The 20221-nt window shown below is 39.0% G+C and carries 23 protein-coding genes and 5 pseudogenes; 3 read left to right on the top strand and 25 right to left on the bottom strand.

What is annotated here, in order from left to right:
* Nucleotides 1-52: 52 nt before the first annotated feature.
* The 18 genes and pseudogenes from ACSLFW_RS14070 to ACSLFW_RS13985 form a co-directional block, all read right to left on the bottom strand.
* Nucleotides 53-430, bottom strand: coding sequence for a hypothetical protein (locus ACSLFW_RS14070; RefSeq protein ID WP_436556279.1), 378 nt, complete (start codon nt 428-430; stop codon nt 53-55).
* A 246-nt stretch (nt 431-676) separates the two neighbouring features.
* Nucleotides 677-1357 (bottom strand): hypothetical protein, encoded by a 681-nt coding sequence (locus ACSLFW_RS14065; RefSeq protein ID WP_436556278.1) that lies wholly within the window; start codon nt 1355-1357, stop codon nt 677-679.
* A 17-nt stretch (nt 1358-1374) separates the two neighbouring features.
* Nucleotides 1375-1803, bottom strand: coding sequence for a hypothetical protein (locus ACSLFW_RS14060; RefSeq protein ID WP_436556277.1), 429 nt, complete (start codon nt 1801-1803; stop codon nt 1375-1377).
* 236 nt (nt 1804-2039) lie between these two features.
* On the bottom strand, nt 2040-2417 hold the full coding sequence (locus ACSLFW_RS14055) for a hypothetical protein (protein ID WP_436556276.1): 378 nt from the start codon (nt 2415-2417) through the stop codon (nt 2040-2042).
* On the bottom strand, nt 2383-2685 hold the full coding sequence (locus ACSLFW_RS14050; RefSeq protein WP_436556275.1) for a transglycosylase SLT domain-containing protein: 303 nt from the start codon (nt 2683-2685) through the stop codon (nt 2383-2385). Before ACSLFW_RS14050 ends, ACSLFW_RS14055 begins: the two co-directional genes overlap by 35 nt.
* Nucleotides 2675-2827, bottom strand: a complete 153-nt coding sequence (locus tag ACSLFW_RS14045) for a hypothetical protein (protein ID WP_436556274.1) — start codon at nt 2825-2827, stop codon at nt 2675-2677. Before ACSLFW_RS14045 ends, ACSLFW_RS14050 begins: the two co-directional genes overlap by 11 nt.
* Before the next feature lie 3 nt (nt 2828-2830).
* Entirely contained in the window at nt 2831-3328 is a 498-nt protein-coding gene (locus ACSLFW_RS14040; RefSeq protein ID WP_436556273.1) for a hypothetical protein, read from the bottom strand.
* Nucleotides 3329-3465: 137 nt separating this feature from the next.
* Nucleotides 3466-4080 (bottom strand): hypothetical protein, encoded by a 615-nt coding sequence (locus ACSLFW_RS14035; protein ID WP_436556272.1) that lies wholly within the window; start codon nt 4078-4080, stop codon nt 3466-3468.
* A gap of 131 nt (nt 4081-4211) precedes the next feature.
* Nucleotides 4212-4379 (bottom strand): hypothetical protein, encoded by a 168-nt coding sequence (locus tag ACSLFW_RS14030; protein WP_436556271.1) that lies wholly within the window; start codon nt 4377-4379, stop codon nt 4212-4214.
* Entirely contained in the window at nt 4379-5119 is a 741-nt protein-coding gene (locus ACSLFW_RS14025; RefSeq protein WP_436556270.1) for a hypothetical protein, read from the bottom strand. The genes ACSLFW_RS14030 and ACSLFW_RS14025 overlap by 1 nt, the downstream gene beginning before the upstream one ends.
* Nucleotides 5120-5382: 263 nt before the next feature.
* Nucleotides 5383-6585: a replication initiation factor domain-containing protein gene (locus ACSLFW_RS14020; RefSeq protein ID WP_436556269.1), complete on the bottom strand. Its 1203-nt coding sequence runs from the start codon at nt 6583-6585 to the stop codon at nt 5383-5385.
* On the bottom strand, nt 6575-6766 hold the full coding sequence (locus tag ACSLFW_RS14015) for a hypothetical protein (RefSeq protein WP_436556268.1): 192 nt from the start codon (nt 6764-6766) through the stop codon (nt 6575-6577). Before ACSLFW_RS14015 ends, ACSLFW_RS14020 begins: the two co-directional genes overlap by 11 nt.
* Nucleotides 6767-7173: 407 nt before the next feature.
* Nucleotides 7174-7344 carry a hypothetical protein gene (locus ACSLFW_RS14010; RefSeq protein WP_436556267.1) on the bottom strand — a complete coding sequence of 57 codons (171 nt, stop codon included), beginning with the start codon at nt 7342-7344 and terminating at the stop codon, nt 7174-7176.
* Between the two features lie 79 nt (nt 7345-7423).
* The gene (locus ACSLFW_RS14005) at nt 7424-7756 is read right to left on the bottom strand and encodes a hypothetical protein (RefSeq protein ID WP_436556266.1); all 333 of its coding nucleotides are present in this window, start codon (nt 7754-7756) and stop codon (nt 7424-7426) included.
* A gap of 169 nt (nt 7757-7925) precedes the next feature.
* A pseudogene (locus ACSLFW_RS14000) lies at nt 7926-9561 on the bottom strand (NADP-dependent glyceraldehyde-3-phosphate dehydrogenase).
* A gap of 102 nt (nt 9562-9663) precedes the next feature.
* Nucleotides 9664-10002: a DUF2911 domain-containing protein gene (locus ACSLFW_RS13995; RefSeq protein WP_436557456.1), complete on the bottom strand. Its 339-nt coding sequence runs from the start codon at nt 10000-10002 to the stop codon at nt 9664-9666.
* A gap of 56 nt (nt 10003-10058) precedes the next feature.
* Nucleotides 10059-10115: pseudogene (locus ACSLFW_RS13990) on the bottom strand (hypothetical protein); the annotation flags it as partial.
* A gap of 128 nt (nt 10116-10243) precedes the next feature.
* Nucleotides 10244-11291 (bottom strand): annotated as a pseudogene (locus ACSLFW_RS13985) (NAD(P)-dependent alcohol dehydrogenase).
* 153 nt (nt 11292-11444) lie between these two features.
* On the opposite strand from ACSLFW_RS13985, the gene ACSLFW_RS13980 reads away from it, so the two are divergent.
* Both ACSLFW_RS13980 and ACSLFW_RS13975 read left to right on the top strand, forming a co-directional pair.
* On the top strand, nt 11445-13361 hold the full coding sequence (locus ACSLFW_RS13980; RefSeq protein ID WP_436556265.1) for a DUF294 nucleotidyltransferase-like domain-containing protein: 1917 nt from the start codon (nt 11445-11447) through the stop codon (nt 13359-13361).
* On the top strand, nt 13361-13972 hold the full coding sequence (locus tag ACSLFW_RS13975) for a 3'-5' exonuclease (protein WP_436556264.1): 612 nt from the start codon (nt 13361-13363) through the stop codon (nt 13970-13972). The genes ACSLFW_RS13980 and ACSLFW_RS13975 overlap by 1 nt, the downstream gene beginning before the upstream one ends.
* A 188-nt stretch (nt 13973-14160) precedes the next feature.
* Here ACSLFW_RS13975 and ACSLFW_RS13970 read toward each other — a convergent pair whose 3' ends face one another.
* From ACSLFW_RS13970 to ACSLFW_RS13940, 7 genes and pseudogenes are all read right to left on the bottom strand, one after another.
* Nucleotides 14161-14694, bottom strand: a complete 534-nt coding sequence (locus tag ACSLFW_RS13970) for a 4'-phosphopantetheinyl transferase family protein (RefSeq protein WP_436556263.1) — start codon at nt 14692-14694, stop codon at nt 14161-14163.
* Nucleotide 14695: 1 nt separating this feature from the next.
* On the bottom strand, nt 14696-14941 hold the full coding sequence (locus ACSLFW_RS13965) for an acyl carrier protein (protein WP_436556262.1): 246 nt from the start codon (nt 14939-14941) through the stop codon (nt 14696-14698).
* A gap of 3 nt (nt 14942-14944) precedes the next feature.
* Nucleotides 14945-16217 (bottom strand): annotated as a pseudogene (locus ACSLFW_RS13960) (beta-ketoacyl-[acyl-carrier-protein] synthase family protein).
* Nucleotides 16214-16639 (bottom strand): 3-hydroxyacyl-ACP dehydratase FabZ family protein, encoded by a 426-nt coding sequence (locus tag ACSLFW_RS13955; RefSeq protein WP_436556261.1) that lies wholly within the window; start codon nt 16637-16639, stop codon nt 16214-16216. Before ACSLFW_RS13955 ends, ACSLFW_RS13960 begins: the two are co-directional and overlap by 4 nt.
* Nucleotides 16640-16672: 33 nt before the next feature.
* Nucleotides 16673-17724: pseudogene (locus ACSLFW_RS13950) on the bottom strand (type III polyketide synthase).
* Between the two features lie 147 nt (nt 17725-17871).
* Nucleotides 17872-18393 carry a class I SAM-dependent methyltransferase gene (locus tag ACSLFW_RS13945; RefSeq protein ID WP_436556260.1) on the bottom strand — a complete coding sequence of 174 codons (522 nt, stop codon included), beginning with the start codon at nt 18391-18393 and terminating at the stop codon, nt 17872-17874.
* Nucleotides 18394-18426: 33 nt separating this feature from the next.
* Entirely contained in the window at nt 18427-19560 is a 1134-nt protein-coding gene (locus tag ACSLFW_RS13940; protein WP_436556259.1) for an NAD(P)/FAD-dependent oxidoreductase, read from the bottom strand.
* A gap of 143 nt (nt 19561-19703) precedes the next feature.
* On the opposite strand from ACSLFW_RS13940, the gene ACSLFW_RS13935 reads away from it, so the two are divergent.
* Nucleotides 19704-20189 (top strand): GyrI-like domain-containing protein, encoded by a 486-nt coding sequence (locus tag ACSLFW_RS13935; protein WP_436556258.1) that lies wholly within the window; start codon nt 19704-19706, stop codon nt 20187-20189.
* The last annotated feature ends 32 nt before the right edge of the window (nt 20190-20221 follow it).

Raw genomic sequence — 20221 nt, 5'->3', positions numbered from 1 at the left:
TAGTATGAAAAACCAAAGTGACAACTTCACTTATGAACAACCTTATTAACAATTAATCATCAAACAAAGTCATTTCGTTTATTCCATCTCGAATAACAACAATACCACGCTTTGCCTGTACATCTTCAGTTATAATTATCTTAACAACCTTATGTTTTACCTCATAATAATCAGCAGTAGCACCTAAAACCATTGACTGCAAATGATTGTTTGGATACAACTTATAAGTAACGCTATCGGTTTCATATAAGTAAAATTTCATTCCAAGTCCATCTTTAGAAACTTGCCAATCCTCAACAACAGGAACTTCTTTATAATGCTTTTTAGCCAGCTTCAAAAAATCATAACATTTATATGGAATCTTTTCCACTTTCTGAGAATAAGCTACAGAACCAGCAACCAAAGCGAGCATTAAAATAATTTTTTTCATAATTTTTAGATTTAGATTAAACGTTTAGTAAAGAAATAAAATTGACGGAAGATAAAAAAATAAAAGGCTCAAAATTTAACGTCTTGAGCCTTTATCTACACTAACGGCTGCGCCTACCGGCTTGCCTCATTGGATAGGGCGGGGGACAGCCCCGCCCAGTTCTACGGCGGGGGTTGAACCCCGCCTAAGTTCGCATGTCACGTACCATCGGGAAATCTTGCAGATTTCACCCGATGGATGAATCAGTTAATTGAATAAAGGAATTGTAGATAAAACCAAGTAACCACCATCATCACTGATTTGAACGTGTGGTTTGCCCTCTCCAATAGGTATGACGTTAAACTCTGCAGCATTTAAGAAAAACTCATTAGTCAAAGGATTAATCACGATAGCTTTATTATCAGCCAATGAAAGGCTAATGCCATGACCCTCTACTGAAAAATACAAACCAGCCAATTTTATCGGCTCGTGACTGTCTTTATTGACATAAGGACTATAAATGGAATCAGGCGCCCAAGTGCCGGAATTCGGGTCATAATCCTGAACAACCCATTTTTCAGCATCATTTATAGAAACCCTGATTTTTGCTTCAAACGTCCTACGGCAGAATACAGGATTAGTATACAAAGGAGGCTGGACAACAGGCACAGGTGTATCAAGATATACGATATCAGAACGATGAAAATTAAATATCATCGGACGGGATGGAAAACTACTTATAGAGTAATTGAAGTTACCGCTGTAAGCGCAATCAATCTCTGCATTTGTAAGGCTTGGAAAAATAACGCGCTTGCAATTGTAAAATATAGCCAAGATAAAAAATTGGTCATCGGGTACTTTTGCCTGTAAATCATTTCCCGAAACAACCAAATCAACACATTTACGAATCCCGTTGGAATTGACGTAAACCAAAAAATTTCCGTTCATAATTATAGATTTAAAGATTATAGCCAGCCGTGAATTTTCTGATAATCCTCAAAATTTAACCATCGCTGGGAATCTTCATGAAGACTACGACCCGGCGCATAATTTTCGTTGTAAAGTCGTTCCATAACAGGACGCTCGTTAATGTGAGTATCCTTGAACTGTTTAAACGCAAATATTGGCGATTTATACCAGCTTTTCGGATTGTACCACGAGTAGTTAATCCTAAAAGCATATACGATATTAATTACGGCATTATGTAACCTTTTATCAACAGTAATTGCGTCAGCACGAGCAGACAAAACGGCAACATTAGTACGCTGGGCATTTGCAATAGCAACGCGAGTTTCCTCAGTAATCTGTGCCTCTTTAACAGAATCTTTAGCAGTATCCCTGTCAACCTTATCTGACTGGTCACTTATAATAGCGATAGAGCAGAGGGAGAGCAAATAACATACCAAGCAAGACCATCCAATATTCCTTTACAATGGAAAGAAAGCCAGTCGTTGAACTGGCTTTACTTTTTGTAGATGAAACTGACATTACTTTTTGAATTTTCTGACAAGTCCGACAATAAGAACTAAAAGAATACCGCCAACAACCAAAAGCGCGGTTTTATTCGTTTTCCAAAGGTTTGTAACCTTTAATAAAATATTTTTCATAAGATTTAATTTTTAATGATTAATTAAGCGTTTAACGAAACGATAGAGTAAAAAAAAACAGCCAACGGAAGAATGAAATATCTAACAATCTTTTCAACAGTAATTGTATTTTTCAGATACTGTGCAGTAGCACCCGCTGAAATCAACGGCCAAACAGATGAGTAAAGATTTTGAAAATGGTTCAACACCTCAGCAACAGTGACCTGTGAATTATGGTCAGGGTCAAAAATAGGGTTTTGGTCTGCAATCAGTTTCGCCGATAATGAGGAAGTCTTTAACACATAATTCAATGGTTTTCCGACCGCAACAGGGAAGAACGTAACCAAATAACAATCGATAGCGGACGTAACATCGTGAGCATAATTTTTATAATACTCGTAAACCAGGTCCGATTTGTTCATTGAAAGTCATATTTTTTATGACACTCAATTCATACCTCTTACCGTTTATTGTCTTATAGGAAACACCAGCCTTATCACGTGTAAACTGAATAAGACCTACAGAGCCTGAAACAGGGTTTGTCGCGGTAGTACTGATACCACTTTCGAAATGCATGACAAACATAAGCCACAAAGGATTAAATCCAAGCTTTTCAGCAACTGAAATGATTTTACTAATCTTGGAATCATTCAGTTTTGCCTTAAAAATCGATGGTATATTACTCTCCATTTTCAACTACTTTTATAGTTTCACCTTCAGCTGACTTTGACTTTTCCAAATGTGAATTGAAAGCCTTATAACCGACAGAAACAGCGTCAATAAAATCGAAGAATTTTGCGATTTTATTACTAAGTTCAATAAATCTTTTCATCAGTTATTTTTTAAAAGGAGAACCGAAAAAACCCCTAGCACATTTACCTGAACTAGTGTATCCACTGCCATTAGGACTGATACAAAGACCCAATTCATTGATAAGTATTTTTTGCGTATCAACACGGAAAAGACAGAAATACGTTTGAGACTGACCGTTCATTACTACGTCAACGGCATAACGGATATGCTCATGACCTTTCTCTTTGCCTTTATGTGTTACAACGCCACCGCCCTTTTCCTGACATGGAAAAGCCTTTGCAGTCATAAGACCGTAACGGGTCTTTCTCCAAGCCGAGATTGCATAAAAACCCTCAGCACCACCCTTTTTAATTTTCGTATAGTTAGCACCTGATTTCTTTGGTGCTTGCTGGTTTTGCGCCATTGACTGATAACCCTGACGGTTTTGTGCGAACGGCGCGTTAAAATTGCCACTATAGGCATAATCATTCTGTTTTCTAGGGTACGAACCCTGACCTCTATTATTGTTATTCCAAGCCACTTTAATTGAATTTAATTGTTAATATTGTTTTTACAATATCGCATACAACGTGTACGATTTCATTGAATTTCTTAAGTACCAGTAACACGGTATCTGCTATCACTATGAGACCGTACACCCTGTAAATGCGATGTTTTTTATTTGCCTCTTCTAAAGGTCTTTGTTGAACTCTTTCCGGATTTTCCACCTAACAGCCTTATTAAAAGTTTGATTGCAATAAAGCCACCGATACCGAAACCAATAAGGCGAACGCCGTACTTTTTAAGCCAAGCGATTGCCTGTTTTGTCAATGCTTCAAGACCAATTTTAGTAGCAGCATTAACAGCAGGTTTTATAATACCTTCATTTTGTTGCGAAAAATCATTAAGACCTGCTTTAATTTTAGGATTAAGAACATTACTGGCGACAGTTCCAACAACATGCCCAGCTTGATTAGCCTGCGAGCCATTGTTATTAGCACCTGAACCAAGCAAACCACCTGTTAAGGTATTAAATGCACCAGCAATAAATTGACCAAATCCAGTGCCCGAACCACTTGAAGTCGTTGGGACAGTCGTATTCGGATTAACAATACCTGTGTTTCCCTGCAAAATAGGAGAGACGCCAGTATTAGGCGCAGGCTGATTTGGAACAACCGGAGCACCATTAGGTGACGGCATCGGAGTATTAGTTATCACAGCATTGAAAGCTAAAGCAGCTGCACGTGTAGAAGAACCTCCCTGTGCAATATATTGCGCGATATAATTGTTCACCTGTATAGTCTGCGCAGAGGTAAGACCCGTACTACTCGAACCTGAAGAACTCGAACCACTTGACGCTGCCGAACCGCCTAAGGCGGAAACGACAGTGTGCATATTAAATGTATTTGTAAACCAACTCATAATTAATAATGATATTCGCCATTACTGATATCACCGTCAACCATATGACCATCGGTAATACCAAGTGCATTAGATACACCATAAGTGGCTTGATTAACAAAATTGCGGAGAAAATTACCAACACGAGTACCGCCTTTTTTACGCTCGAATTGTCTGCTAAACCAGCTCATTATCGTGTAACGAATTGAGATTTGTATCTTTCGAGCCAAAACGGAATCACGGCTGCTTCATCAGTTTTCGTAATCTCGATATTGGTTACGCCTACAAGCGGGATTGTAAGGAATTTATCCAACTGGACGACCTGAGTACCATCGGCTTTTACATAAGCCACAGAATCGAGTTCGACTTGCTCTAAAGCCAATTCCCTGATATCCTTTTTCATCACAAAACCATTATCAAGAGTAAGGGTTACCTCACTGATTAAATCGGTTTTGTTAATGGTCATCGCATTCCATTGAGCAACCGGAAATTTATTGCTTGACTCGCCGTTTTTCAACTGGTTTTTCTGATAGTTAACGATATTCCAGCCCATAGCAGTAGGCTCTTCAACAGCGTAGAAGAAATACGCTTTGGTTGAATCCATTCCTTTAAACTCGACAACAATTTCGTCCTTGTCATTAAGACCAACGTTCGATTCGTCCGGCGTTAGATAAACTTTTGCAGTTGTAGCGTAAACAGAGCCACGAAGCGCATAAGGATATGAAGTGCCTTTCATACGCAACATAACGAAATCGATGAATGGCATTTCAGGACAAATCTCGACGTCACCGCCAGAACGCTCGATAAAAATTCTGATGGTCAGAGCCGTCAAGGATTCTAATGCCAGTTGTGAACCGAAATAAAGCCCGGCAAACGGCTTGTTGATTGATTTTCTAACGGTTGTTACTCCCGTTCCTTCATAAATTAACATAAGTGAAAAAATTTAGTTATTGCATTATTGCATCACAAATGTTTTCACAAACGAAAATTTACAGTACAGAAGAATACATAAAAGTGCATAAATATGCAGAAAAATACAGACGTTTTTACACTATTTCAAGCTTTTTTAAATCAGAAAACATCAGATATTTGCGTTTCAGATTAAGACAATCCAATGCAGTTTGATATTGCTTTTTTGCAGTTCTCCAATTGACCTGAAGAAGTCCAGCAAGTTCAGAAATGGTAATTTTGTGGTTAGATGGCATATAATTGATGGTTTGAAAAAAGTTCGTTATCAAATTCAAAATCAGCAGTCTGTTTTTTCTCGAATTCACGGATGTAATAGGGCAGCTTTACATGAAACCATTGCCGAATATTGGTCAATCCAGAATCGTAGTCATCAATGAGATTATTAAGCCCAAGAACATAACTTACGTTTTCCTGTTTGCTCTGATAATACTCCCTAAACATACCCTTTACCAGTCGCTTCACAGTAAGTAGGGAAGGCTCTACAATCTTCTTAACCCTGCGGATATGACACGCAAAATTACCAATGAGCGTCTTGAAATAATCCCAATTTATCAAGGTAAAAGGCATCTCCTTATTAATTTGGCTTTTCTGTGTATTATACCTAATCTCGAAATGGTTTTTCTGTGCAGCTTCCATTAGCTGCATAAGGGTTTGAGGGTTGAAGATACCCCAAGTTACAGGCTCAGAAACACTAAGATTAAGGTTTTCGTTGTTTATCGACATTGCCTTTTCAAGATACCTAAAAAAGCTATTATTCATTTGGTATTCAAGACGCCAAACATTATGAACGGGAATTTTTCTTTCTTCCCAAGCATTCAGGATATACTCCTTTGGCTTTTTGGTCAATTCAAGGGTTTTGTTGTAACATCGCATGAATCGGCTGGAAGTCCGGCTTCCGATAGTAAAGCCTGTAAGTTTTGGTTTTCCCTGTTCCGTGACATAGTACGGAGAAACCTTTTTATCCTTACCGGAGATAACCAAATCATTATTGAGGATACGTAAGACGGTATTTTGATAAAAATCCTCAGTATTAACCAAGTCAATAGCGACATCGAGACGATTGACAGCACTGAAATGCAACCCGCCAATATCACAAAAATCTGATAAAATCTTTTTGAGTTCATATAACTGTTTTGTATAAAATAAATGGTTTTCAAACTGGAATTGCATCAGGTTAGAAGCAATAACAGGCGAGTGAGGACAGGCGAGTAGTACGCCAATCTTTTCATTGTTATAACTGACAAAATAACGATGCTTGAATACAGTCGTACCAAACTCCTGTAATTCAAAATGGAAATCCGTGCCAATGAATTTCAGGCTGATGGATTCGGGGGTCGGTTCGTCTGACTTATCCAGCAGATTGCAGATAAGATAATCAATAGATAACAAATATTTATCGGGTTCATAAGGGATAATTTTATCGTTCATTTGCAAGTTTTATAGTGTATAATTCATCATCAGAAATCGGAATGGTGCGGTGCATAACAGCGTCCATAGTTTCAACAGCAACCTTTAAATCAAAGCCATCATTTGACAGGCATTTGAAATAAAAAAGACGGTTGATGCAGAAATAACGCTGACCGACTATGCAATCAAATAGACCTAGCATTTTTTGAATAAGGTTTACAATAAAGTGAAATACCATTGTAATATTTATCAGTAATCCGGTCTGAATTTTGAGATAATTCTACAGACCCTGATAAGGTTTCGGTGTAATAATCACAGCCTGTAACAACAGACCACAGAAACATAAGGATTGTTTTCATAAGATTGATTTTAGCGAGTTAATAGACTTTGTTTTCGGGTTTGGGTGAGTTGGTGCCCGTTATACCTAACGGGCACTTTTACGAGGAAAAGAAAAAATCATTTGCATCGTTGCAACAACAGAAATAATTGTATCACGACGACAAAACAATTCGTAATCCTGTAAAAATTGCTTTTTAGTTTTATATGTGTAATCGTGAAAACCAGAAGCAGTCTCGATAGTAATCTGATATTTTTTTTGAGAGCTCATAATTAAGACATAAAATATGTTATTGTATGAGGCTGGCAACGGTTTAATAAGCAATTAAGCTGGCGTTGCCAATTTTGAATAATTGAATCAGGAAATTCATTTCTATATTCACGAATACCATCTGTTAAATATTTAATGCGTTTTTCCTTTTGAGTTAATTCTTGTTTTGCCATTTTTTAGAAAGTTTATAGTTATAGATTATCATTATAAGTTGAAGAGTAATGCCGAGAGCATAAATGATTTTTACAGCAATCATATCAAATCGTGTTTAAGAAGTTTTTCGAGGACTTGTTTAGATGAATCAGCGTGAAAAGTATATTCAACCATTTCAAAAGGTTCGAATTCAGGCTGATGAAACCAATACATTTTAAACTGGTTTGATTTTGTAATATCAACAGGACATGTAACTTTAAATGAACCGCCACCGTGGGCGGAAAACGAAACAGTATTTCCAAGTTGTGTAGAGCGTCCGAATTTTCGAAGCGTTCGTCGAAAATTTAAAACGGTAAACGGAAAATGGTGCATCTTTGGAACGCAGACAGCCATAAGCCGTTTACCGTAGTTTTTTTGATAGGTTTTCTTCATAATTCATTTGGTTAGAAATTGTCTTACAAATGAAATATAATTTATATTATGTAAAATAGAATATTTTGAAACCTACTGTAAACAATGGCCTTCAACTAAATCTATGTGCTTGTATGCACAATAAAAAACACCGCTATCGGTAACGGTGTTTTATTCAATTTGAAATATCCTAAAAAATAAACTTCGTACTCAGGAAATTTGATTTGTCTTCGTTAACGACTTCATTAATTAATTTCTTGTTGCTATCGTTCATTTTAAAAGCTACCAATGACCTGATTGAAAATGATCTGATGGCATCTGAAACTGACAAAGTTCCTTCGGCGCTGTCTTTTCTTCCCGTAAACGGAAAATTATCCGGACCCGTTGTGATTGCGTATTTACATTCACACGACTGACCTGATTCACCAACGGATCAATCAATGCAGAGAGTTCGTCTGCATCATTCGTGAAAAGACTCACTTGCTGGCCATATTTCGCGTCGATTAAATATTGGATCGTTTCTTCCAGATCATCAAACGGGACTACAGGCACAATTGGCCCGAATTGCTCTTCGTGATACAGCCTCATGTCTTTGTTGACAGGATATACGACTGCGGGATAATAAAACGAAGCGACTGATTTTCCTCCATTTTCATTGATGATTTTCGCGCCGTTGGCTTCAGCATCTTTAATGCAATCATTGAGGTAATTTACTTTGTCAGGTTCCGGTAATGGTGTCAATGAAACCCCGCTTTCCCATGGCATTCCGTATTTTAATTCTGAAACCGCTTTGCTGAATTGCTGCAGAAAATCCTCAACAATATCGCGGTGCGCCCAGACAATCTTCAAAGCTGTGCATCTTTGCCCGTTGAATGATAACGAACCGGTCAGCACTTCTTTAACTGCTAACGGAATATCAGCTTTACAGGTAATAATCGCGGCGTTTTTGGCATCTAAACCTAAAACCGCACGCAATCTGTTGACTTTCGGATGCAGTTTTTTGAGTTCATTGGCGACTTTACTCGAACCGATTAATGTCAGCACATTGATTTTTCCTGATTGCATTAATCCCGGTATGATAACATTTCCTCTTCCATACAGCAAATTCACAACACCTTTCGGGAAACTTTCGAGAAAAGCTTCTTGCAATGGATAGTGCAACAATGTACCGAATTTTGGCGGTTTGAACAAAATTGTATTGCCCATTATCAAAGCAGGTATTAAAGTTGTAAATGTCTCATTTAAAGGATAGTTATACGGCCCATACAAAGTACTACTCCGAGTGGCGAACGCCTCACCTGCGCCGCAATGCCATCGACGATTTCAAATGTAGAAGAATCCCTGTCGAGGTTTTTCAATGAATCAATTGTCGCATAGATATACTCAACTGTCCTGTCAAATTCTTTTACTGAATCTGCGTAAGATTTCCCGATTTCCCACATAATTAGATTGACAACCTTGTCTTTGCGGGCAATCATTTTTCCTGTGAATTGCTCCACATGATAAATGCGCTCAGAAACGCTCATGGTTGGCCACTCCCCGCGTCCGTCTTTATACGCCAGAACTGCGGCATCAAGGCATTCCTGTGCCTCAGTTTCGGTGCATAACGGATAGCTTCCGATTAATTTTTGCTTTAAACCAGTTTCGGTTTTGGTGTATATTGGTGAGTAAACTTCATGTACGGCGCCATTCCACGGTTTCATCTTCCCATCGACGAGGTATTCGCGCTGGTGGATTTCTTCTATGCGAAATTGCTCCGGAATTTCATTTTCTGCTACAAAAATATTATCCAAACTTTGATCAAACGAATTTTTGCTATCGCTCATAATAGTATATTTTAAACTTAAAGGTACGTATTTTATGCAAAAAAGACATTGCCCGATTGGAACAATGCCTCTTTTTGAATTAATAATAAAATGTCGTTTTTATTATTGCACTTTGATAGGGAAATCCCATTTTTCCCAGCTCAATGTTACATTATCTTTATTGACTTTGTAAACCAGGCTTTCGGTTAAAGCAGCCGAAGCTTTTTGCTTGACCTTCACACGAAGCTGGTCCTGCGACTCTTCATACTTGTAAGCACCCCATTGTTCAGCAACTTTATTGAAAATGATTGTAGAAAATTCTTTTCCGGGAATTACAAAAAACGAATATTTACCGGCAGGTAATTTTGCTCCTTCAACTGTGATCTCTTTGTCAGTTTCGAAAGTTGTGGCATTGTTGGCTCCTGCGCGCCATACTTCGTTGAACGGAACGAGTCCGCCCAGATTTCCCTGCCTTTTACAAACGGGCTGCTGTAATTAATCGCAATTGTAGCGCCGTTAATTTTTCCTGTCGCTGTCGCAGCCGGACTTGCTGGCTTCTTATCCTGTGCGTTCATCAATCCTGACATCCCTAGAGCAAGGAATAAAATAGCAATTCTTGTTTTGATTTTCATAATTTCTGGTTTATGGTTGACGCGTAAATTTACAGACAAACCGCAATCTGTCAACCGTATTTATAATAGTTTTAAGATTTCAATGACGCCATATCGATTACGAAACGGTATTTTACATCACTTTTATTCATTCGGTCGTAAGCCTCGTTGATGTAATCCATATTGATGACTTCAACTTCAGAAGTGATACCGTGTTCTGCACAATAGTCGAGCATTTCCTGGGTTTCTGCGATGCCGCCGATTAAACTTCCGATAATGCTTCTTCGTTTCATAATTAAGGTGAAAGCCGGAATTTCTGCCGCTGTTGGTGGCGCACCTACAACAATCATCGTTCCGTTGGTGCGTAATAAATTCAGGTATTGATTGTAATGGTGAGGCCTGAAACTGTATTCAGTATAAAATCGAAGCTATTCTGCAAAGACGCCATTGTCTCCGGGTTTGAAGTCAACGCAAAATGATGCGCGCCCAGTTTTTTCGCATCAGCTTCTTTTGATGGTGTTCCGCTTAGCATCGTTACTTCTGCCCCAAAAGCCACAGCAAATTTCACCGCCATGTGCCCTAATCCGCCTAAGCCTAAAACGCCGACTTTATGCCCTTTACCAACTTTGCAATATCTCAAAGGCGAATAAGTCGTAATTCCGGCGCATAATAAAGGCGCAACGCCCTGCAACGGCAATTTGTCGGAAACATGCAGAACATAATTCTCATCAACCGTAATACTTGTTGAATAACCGCCGTAAGTCGGAATATTCGTGCCGCGTTCGTAACTGTTGTAAGTCCCGGTCATGCCTTCATCACAGAATTGCTCAGTTCCGGCTTTGCAATTTTCGCACTGTCTGCAGGAGTCAACGAAACAGCCCACGCCTGCCAGTTCGCCAACTTTGAATTTGGTTACATCGGAACCGATTTTTACAATTTTCCCAACGATTTCGTGTCCCGGAACAAGCGGGTAAATTGCCGGCCCCAATCCCCTTTCGCGGTATGGATATCAGAATGGCAAACGCCGCTGTATAAAATTTCAATCTGCACCTGGTTGGGCGCAACATCTTTTCTTTCGAATTCAAATGGCTTTAAAGGAGTTTCGGCATCATACGCCGCATATGCTTTTACTTCATTCATGATACTATATTTTTGATTTTAAGTTGGCTAAATTTACGTAAAATTCCTACGCGTGATTGGCGACGAACGTTAAATAAAATTTAATAATATTTTAGTCCCGCCGATTTTCATAGTCGCCTTAAATTTAGTAATTTTAAAAACTTTAAGATTTGTATGAAAAACAGTATAGCCGAACGCATTGCCGACTTCCTCGTAGCTTATCCGCCTTTTTCCGATTTATCGTTTGACGAACTGACGCAGGTCGCGATGGATATCCGCGTTATTAATTTAGAAAAAAATAAAGTACTTTTTCAGATCAATGATCCGTTGCACGATTGCTTTTATGTTGTGGCCTCGGGCGTGATCAATCTTTCGGTTATTGCTGACGCAGAAGAAACTTTACTGAACAAATGTGTTGCCGGTGATATTTTAGGCTTACGACCTTTCTTCGCCAAGAATAATTATATGATGACGGCAAAAGCACGTGAGGAAAGTGTCGTTTATGCGATTCCGATTACTACTTTCCGGCCTTTTGTGGTGAATAATTATGCGGTTTTGGAGTTTCTTTTACAAAGCTTTGCAAGCACTGCAACGCGCACTTCGACAGGAAATCCGAAAGGAAAATTAATCAACGATACCGTTCAATATATAGACAGCCAGACGGAAATTCAATTCTTCCAGTCGCTCGATTACAATAAAAAACCATTGCTTTCAGCACCAACGGCAATTGTGCAGAATGTTGCGCAATTGATGACCGACAATCTTTCCGGATGCGTTATCATTCACGAAGGCAATCGCCCTGTCGGAATTGTAACCGATGCTGATTTGCGCACGAAGGTCGCAACCGGTCGGTTTTATATTACGACTTTAGTTCATAATATAATGTCATCGCCGGTCATTACAGTCCCTGAAAATCTTTCGTTGGCTGAAGCGCAATTGTTCATGCTGCGCCACAACGTCACGCATTTGTGTGTCACCGCTGATGGTTCTGATAAAACCGAAATTAAAGGTGTCATTTCTGAACATGATTTAATTGCTGCGCAGGCGAATAATCCGGGTGTTTTGATCAAGGAAATCAAACGTGCTTCAAATCCTGATGATTTGCGCCATTTACGAGAAAAGTTAGCAGATTTCATACGGATTTCCATCGATAAAAAAATTCCGCTTTCCCACATTGACAATATTGCAGGCGAAGTGAATATGGCGATTATCAAGCGCGCTGTCGATCTCGCAATTCTTGATTTTGGCTCCCCTCCTGCCCGTTTCGCATGGTTAAGCATTGGAAGCCAGGGCAGAAAAGAACAATTGTTATTATCTGATCAGGATAGCTTTTTGGTTTTTGAAAATGTTGCCGCTGACAAACACCGCGACGTTAAGGATTATTTCCTGAAATTGTCCAAACGCGTCGTTACAACGCTTGAATTCACTGGGTATCCGCTATGTCCGTATGGTCACATGGCAAGCAATGCTGTTTGGTGCAAATCGCTTGACGACTGGAAAAAGCAATACGATGAATGGATGAATACGCCTGGCAATAAAACCGATGAAGGCTATGGTATTTTCTTCGATTACGAGATTGCTTTTGGCGAAATCCAGATTGAAGAAGCACTGACAGAAAATATCTATAAAAACACTAAAAAGAACAAGAAATTCTTCGCTTTCTTAGGGACGGAAGCCTTACGGAAACCACCACCATTAAGCTTTTTCAAGCAATTCAATGTTGAAGAAGAAGGCGAGCACAAAGATTTGTTCGATATTAAAAACCGTGGCATCCTGCAATATGTCGATGCGGCCCGTGTATTGATTTTAAGCCACGAAATCAAAGGCATCAACAATACATTTTCGCGTTTCAAGCAATTGGCGATTGATGAACCAAAATATGCTGATATTTATGTAAGCGCAGCTGAAGCTTTCCTGCAATTGCTGAAATTTCGCACGATTGACGGACTGAAAAATGGCACTGACGGGCAATATATTTCGCTCGAAGATTTGTCAAAAGCCGACAAGGAAAGACTGAAAAACTGTTTTTTACCGTTGAAAGACCTCGAAGAAATCATCAAAAATAAATTCCAACTCACTTATTTCTCCTGATGCTCGACTGGCTCAAAAATATCAACCGGGATTATCCCGATTTCTGGAAAGTCTATCTATCAAGGATGGAAAAGAAGTCGTCGCGCTATGTCGTCTTAAGTACACAAACGACAGGTTTGGATTATAAAAAAGATGTCATACTTTCGATTGGTGCTTTTGCCATTGAAAATGATTCGATTCGCATTGGCGACAGTTATGAAGTCGTTTTACTGCAATATGTATACAATCACGATCATGGCCTCTCAAATGAATTCATCATCGAAAGCCACCAGCCAAAAGAACTCGAACCAAAAGCCATTCAGGAATTTGTTGAATACCTCGGAAATGCAACTATTATCGGGCATCGCGTAGATTTCGATGTAGAAATCATCAACGAAGCGCTTGAAAAAATGCAATGCGGAAGGCTTCGCAACGAAGCTTTAGATATTGAAGTAATGTACAGAAAATGGAAGGAAGTAACCGGTGAAAAGCATTTCAGCCTCGAAGAATTGAGCGGTGCTTTCAAAATTCCGGCGACAGACAGGGTTTCCGCTTCAGAAGATGCCTATACAATCGGACTGCTTTTCCTGAAGCTAAAATCGAGACTCGGGATAAATAAATTTCAAAAATAAAACTACTGTTTTACTTTCTCCATTTTGTTTTTCCGGATGTTTTCACTCATTAATTTTGAATAGAACTTTACTGTAAGTGCTACAATAAACACGCTGCTAATCAATAATGTGACTCCGAAAACGTCATCAATTTCCATATGTTTTTTTGTTTGGGGGTTTGACAAATATAAACAAAAAACCGATTTATACTACATCGTTATTGTAGATAAATAACTACAAAATTTCCCATGGTGTGAAATGGACACTATTTCTGCTTCTCTTGTGCGTTTATTTCTCAAAAATGGAATGCCAAAATTATCTTTGAAAATATTTTCAGCTTTGATTTTTGAATTGTAATTGTTTGAAAAATTTACATTTAGCTTATCAAAAATATTGCTTTCTGACACTGCAATCGTATGCACAAAATCTTTATTTATAGTAGTTTTTGTATAGAAGATGCAGTCTTCAAAACTGACTTTCCCCCAAATAATTTCATCTTCAAAAATCAATTCGGAACAAACCAACTTTTGTGGAAAATAACCGCGAATTTTGGTATTTCTATTGTAGATTTTATATGCAGATTCTTTCATGCTCCATAAAATCCAAACGGCTAGATTTTTATCACAGGAATTGTCGATGATTTCTCTTTCTGAAGGCGCAAAGACTTTTTCAATCCAGCCTTTTCGCTTCCAATTGCTTTCAATGGCGGCCAGATTCAGGTCGATGACGTCATTGCCAATCATCTTAAATTTTTGATTCGATAAGGTCGATTGTCGATTTTACGTCGAGCATTTTCTCCATTTCCGGTGTGTCGATCGTGATTTCAAAGGTTTCTTCTATGTCAAGAATAATATCTACGAGGTTGGCAGAATTGATTTTCAGGTCATTGATGAAATCTGTATTTTCTGTAAGGCTTTCAAAAGCTTCCTGTTCGCGCACATAAGGCTTAACGATAATTTTGAGCTTCCCGATGATAATTTCTCTTGTCATGATTTATTTGGTATATTTTCTAAAGATAACACATCCGTTGACGTCACCAAAGCCAAAACTGGCTTTTATCGCGGTATTTATTTCTTTGTTGATTAATTGCTGCGGAACTTTCGAAGCGTCAATGACTTCTGCAATTTCCGGATGCAAATCTTCACAATTCGTATTTGGAAAAACAAAATCATATTTCACCTGAAGCACAGTCGCAACAGATTCAATACTTCCCGCAGCCGACAAGCAATGCCCAACGGTTGATTTAAGTGCATTGATATAAGGAAAATCGTTGCCGCTTCTGCCCAACGCTTCGCTCCAATTCCTGATTTCAAGACTGTCTTTTGTAGTTGCTGTAAGATGCCCGTTAATACTGTCAATTTCACCCGGATCCACATTGGCTTCTTTGAGTGCGTCGGTAATGCATTTTTGTACGGCAACGCTGTTCGGCGCTGTCATCGTCCCCTCGCCTCTTTGTCCGCCTGAATTGCAATTTCCGCCTAAAACTTCTGCGTAGATTTTCGCGCCTCTTTCCAAAGCGCTTTCTAAACTTTCCAGCAACAATGCTGCTGCTCCGCTTCCCGGCACAAATCCTGAGGCACTCGCCGACATTGGTCTTGATGCTTTTTCAGGCTCATCATTATGTTTGTAGGTACATACGCGCATCGCATCAAATCCACCCAAATATAGAGCCGGCTGTCGCTCGTACTTCCTGCTAAGATTCTTTTGCTTTCCCGGATTGTATTCTTTCAAAAGCCATTAAAATACTTTCTGTTCCGGTGGTGCAGGCAGATGAATTGGTCGTGACCTGGTTTCCTAAGCCTAATTTTCCGCCAAGATAAGCGCTTACGCCACTGTTCATGGTTTGTGCGACAGCCGTGCTACCTAATCTCCTGGTTTGTTTTTCGTCTATTTTGTAGATGCTTTCGCGAAATTTATCAATTCCCGAAGTTCCGGTTCCAAAGATGGTACCAGAGTCCCAATCGGGGTCATCGTTGTTTTCGAGTGATAAACCTGCATCTTTCCATGCGTCAATTCCGGCAATTACGCCGTAAAGGATTCCGGAACTATTGAAATTGCGCAATTCAAGTTCGGTAAAATATTCGAGTGATTTCTCTGCAGAGATATCAGGCTTTCCAGAAACCTGACAGGAAAATTCGAGATCTTTAAGTTGTTGGTCAAAACGGATTCCAGACACGCCGTTTTTAATCGCTTCCGTGAAAGCGTCAAGTCCGACACCATTCGGCGCGACAACTCCAAGTCCGGTTATGACGACGCGTTGTTTCATAATTTTGTAATCATTCCGGCGATGGTGCCTTTGCAGACTTCCTCGCCATTTTGGTTTTTCATGCTGACCTCACATTTCAGTTTCCCGAATCGGAAGTATGTTTTCTTTGAAATCACGGTTACTTTTTCATTCGGGAAAACCGGTTTCAGGTATTCGATTTCTGACGAAGTCATGGCGATATTTGGCGTTTCGGATTCCTCCTGCAACAGAAAAATCCCTAAACAGGCAACTCCGATTTGCGCCATGGCTTCGGTTAAAATTACGCCCGGCGTTACCGGAAAATCTTTAAAATGACCTTTATAAAAATCGAGATTTTCATCAAAAGTAAAAGTGCCCTCTGCCCCATTTTCGTTTATATGAATAATTTCATCAACGAAAAGAAATGGTTTGGAATAAGGCAATTTTGACAGGATTTCTTTCATTTTACAAATACGAATTGCACAAATTTACACGAATTAAAACTGCAATAAAATCGTCTGGGCTGAAAATCCCGGCCGAAACTCAACATCAGGCCTTTTTCTCCTGAATTTGGTTTGGAATCCATGATTCTTTCCATAACATATAAGACCGTTGCGCTTGACATATTGCCATATAATCTTAAAACTTCCTTGGTATCATTGATGTTTTTGCCTAAATCTGCAAATAATGATTCGACCGTCTGGATGATTTTTTTACCACCCGGATGAAAAATCAAATGATCAACATCGGCAATTTTCAATTCATTTTTTTCTAAAAACGGATTGATAATATTCGGAAAATGTGCTGCAATCGTATCCGGAACTTCAATATCCAAAACCATCTGCAAGCCAGAATTCGTCAACTTAAAGCCCATCATATGCTCGTTGTCATAAAAATGGTACATCGCTTCGGCAAGCATTTCCGGCCTTTCGTCATCCTTATGCGAAGAAACCAAAGCACAAGCCGCTCCATCGCCGAAAATTGCGGCACTCACGATATTGGCCATTGAATAATCATTAAGCTGGAATGTCGCAGTCGGACTTTCAACGGCAATCACAGCCGCCCTTTTTCCGGGATTGGATTTGAGGAAATTCTTTGCGTAAATCAGTTCGGAAATTCCTGCTGCGCAACCCATTTCGGTAACTGGTAATCGCACAACATCCTGTCGCAACTGCATTTTATTAATGAGGTAAGCATCTAAAGACGGAATCATGATTCCGGTGCAACTGACCGTAATAATGTAATCGATATCAGTCGGTTTCCAATTGGTTTTAGCAAGTGCATTCTGTAACGCTTTTTCCCCTAAAATCGTGACTTCGCGTGTATAAATGTCGTTGCGTTCTTCAAAAGAAGTGTTTGTGAAAACTTCAGTCGGTTCCATCATCGAATATCTTTTATCGACCGCCGCGCCTTCGAAAATCTTCTTCACTTTTCGGATAAAACGCTCGTCCTGACCGTCAAGCCAGGCATTTAAAAAAGGCAATATTTCTTCTGTGGTTCGCGAATATTGCGGTAGCGCTTTTGCCACGCTGGTAATTTTTACACTCATGCTGTCTGTATGATCCATTGGTAGCGGAAGGCCCATTTCCAGCGGATGCTGTATTTTTTTAGGTTAAGTTGTTTGGAAAAGGCAATCAGTTCTTCTTTGCGAAAGCCGCGTAAGATTGAAATCGAGCCGTCATTACGCGTCATATAATCAAGCCTGAAGAAGAAACAAACGATTTGAAATAAGACGTAGGAAAAGCTGGCTTCGATGTAAATCGTTGATAACAATTCCGTTTTTGCTGTTGGCTTTCAGGATATTCATTACGTCAACAATTTCTTTATTTTTGAAATGATGTAACGTTAAGGTACACAATGCGATATCATATTTTAAATCAATGAATTGTTGACTAAAAATATCGAGGCATTGAAAGCTTATTTCAGGATAAATTTCTGATAATTTCCGGGCATAATCAATCGTGAATTCATTCAAATCAATTCCAATAAATTGGCAATTTACTTTATTTTCCCGGGCATAATCAGCCAGATAACGCAACATGTCACCATTACCGCAACCCACGTCAATAATTGTAACCTTTTTTTGCAAAGGAATTTCGGCAATCAATTTTTTGACGCCATTTAACGTAAGTTTATTGCCTCCCAAAAACTTGTTCAGCGCGGCTATTTTGTCTAAAGCATCGCGCAGCGTTTCTCCTTTCATCGCAAAATCATCCATGATTTCCGACTGGTTCTGCTCGTATAAGTCGTATCAGGCAGCATGGCTTAATTGTATTGGTTTTCCGTGGGTCCTTTTGATGATTACCTGAAGTAAAAATGGCATTAAAATGAAGATTCGCAAGACAGCTTCGGATAATTTGTGCTGTTGCAAAAGCCGCGCGATCAGTTGCCCGGTTTTGATTCTTTTGCTGAAATTCTTATTCCATGTTTGGAAATATTTTTTTTCCAAAGTTGCTCTTGAAATTGTATTTTCTGTAAAATCTAAAATCAGTTCCGATGCAATTTTCGCACTGTGAATGGCCATTGCCATGCCGTTTCCGCAAAGCGGATGAATCAATCCGGCGGTGTCGCCAATCATTAAAATATGATTGTCAACTGCTTTTTTATGGTCGAATGAGATTTGGCTGATGGTGAGTGGTTTGTCAAAAAGCAATTCGGATTTTTCGAAAATGACTTTCAGATTCGGGTTCTTACAAAGTACTTCTTTCTGGTACTCATCGATATTTTTAAATTGCCGGAAAGTCTTGAAATTCGCCAGCCAGCAAATATTAATTGCGTTATCTTCTACTTTTGAAACACCGCAATAACCACCTTTGAAATTATGCAATCCTACGACTTCGTCAGAAAAATTTCCTGAATAATGTGCTTTTACTGCCAACCAGGGTGATTTCTTTTCAATAAATTCGCGGTGCAATTGGTGGTCAATATTAGATCTTTTTCCGAAGGCGCCGATGGCAATCGTAGCAGTGAAAACTTCTTTAGCTGATGTAATTACTTTAAAATTATCGTTTTCAAACGCTATATTTTCTACATTTCCATTGATGAAATTACAGCCGGCAGAAAGTGCATTTTCATACAAATAATTATCAAGCGCATATCGGCTGACGCCAAATCCGCCAATGGGTAATTTGGTTTTAATAGTGTTGCCTTTTACAGTAGAAAATTCTAAATCTTTTATTAAAACCGGTTTTAAAGTTGCAATGTCGAGCCCAAGCCAATCGAGATATGGCAGCACTTCATTTGAAATATATTCGCCGCAAACCTTATGTTTCGGATAGCTGTTTTTTTCAATCAAAGTAACGTCAAGCCCATTTCTGGACAAATGGATGGCTGCGGTTAAACCAGCGAGCCCACCTCCGATGATTATTACGTTACTGTTTTTCATTTGTAGTAAATTTACTGCATCGACAGACTTTGCATTTGTAAGTTAAAGATAAAATCTTACATAATTACGGTATCGCCAATAAATTCAGAAGATTATTGGTTAATTTCACGCGACAAATTGCCAACTTAATAACAATCAGTAATATGCTGCCCAGAATTACAACAATAACAGAAATGAAACTTGCAGGAATGCGCCTTACAATGTCATTTTCTGAAAATAAAACGTTTCAATTGTGGAGCAATTTTATGCCGCGAAAGAAGGAAATAACAAATGCAGTCGGGACAGAATTGTATTCAGTTCAAATTTATGCGAATGGTTTTTTTTCTGAATTCAATCCAAATTCAGCTTTTGAAAAATCGGCCGCTGTTGCCGTTGCAGATTTTGAAGACTTGCCTTCGGGGATGAATCAATTGATTATTGAACCCGGACTTTATGCCGTATTCGATTATAAAGGAAATCCAACAGACGCGCAGGAATTTTATCAGAGCATTTTCCAAATTTGGTTGCCGGCTTCAGGTTATGAACCTGATTACCGTCCGTATTTTGAAATTTTAGGGGAAAGATATAAAAATAACCATCCGGAATCGGAGGAAGAAATCTGGATTCCGGTTAAATTTAAAAACCATTAAGGCATTAAGTCCGACCTAAATGTAACTTAATG

Source organism: Flavobacterium sp. 3HN19-14 (assembly GCF_051373205.1).
In the GTDB taxonomy this organism is placed as follows: domain Bacteria; phylum Bacteroidota; class Bacteroidia; order Flavobacteriales; family Flavobacteriaceae; genus Flavobacterium.
The sequence above is the reverse complement of the archived record's forward strand: the minus strand, read 5'-3'. Positions and strand labels throughout refer to the sequence as shown.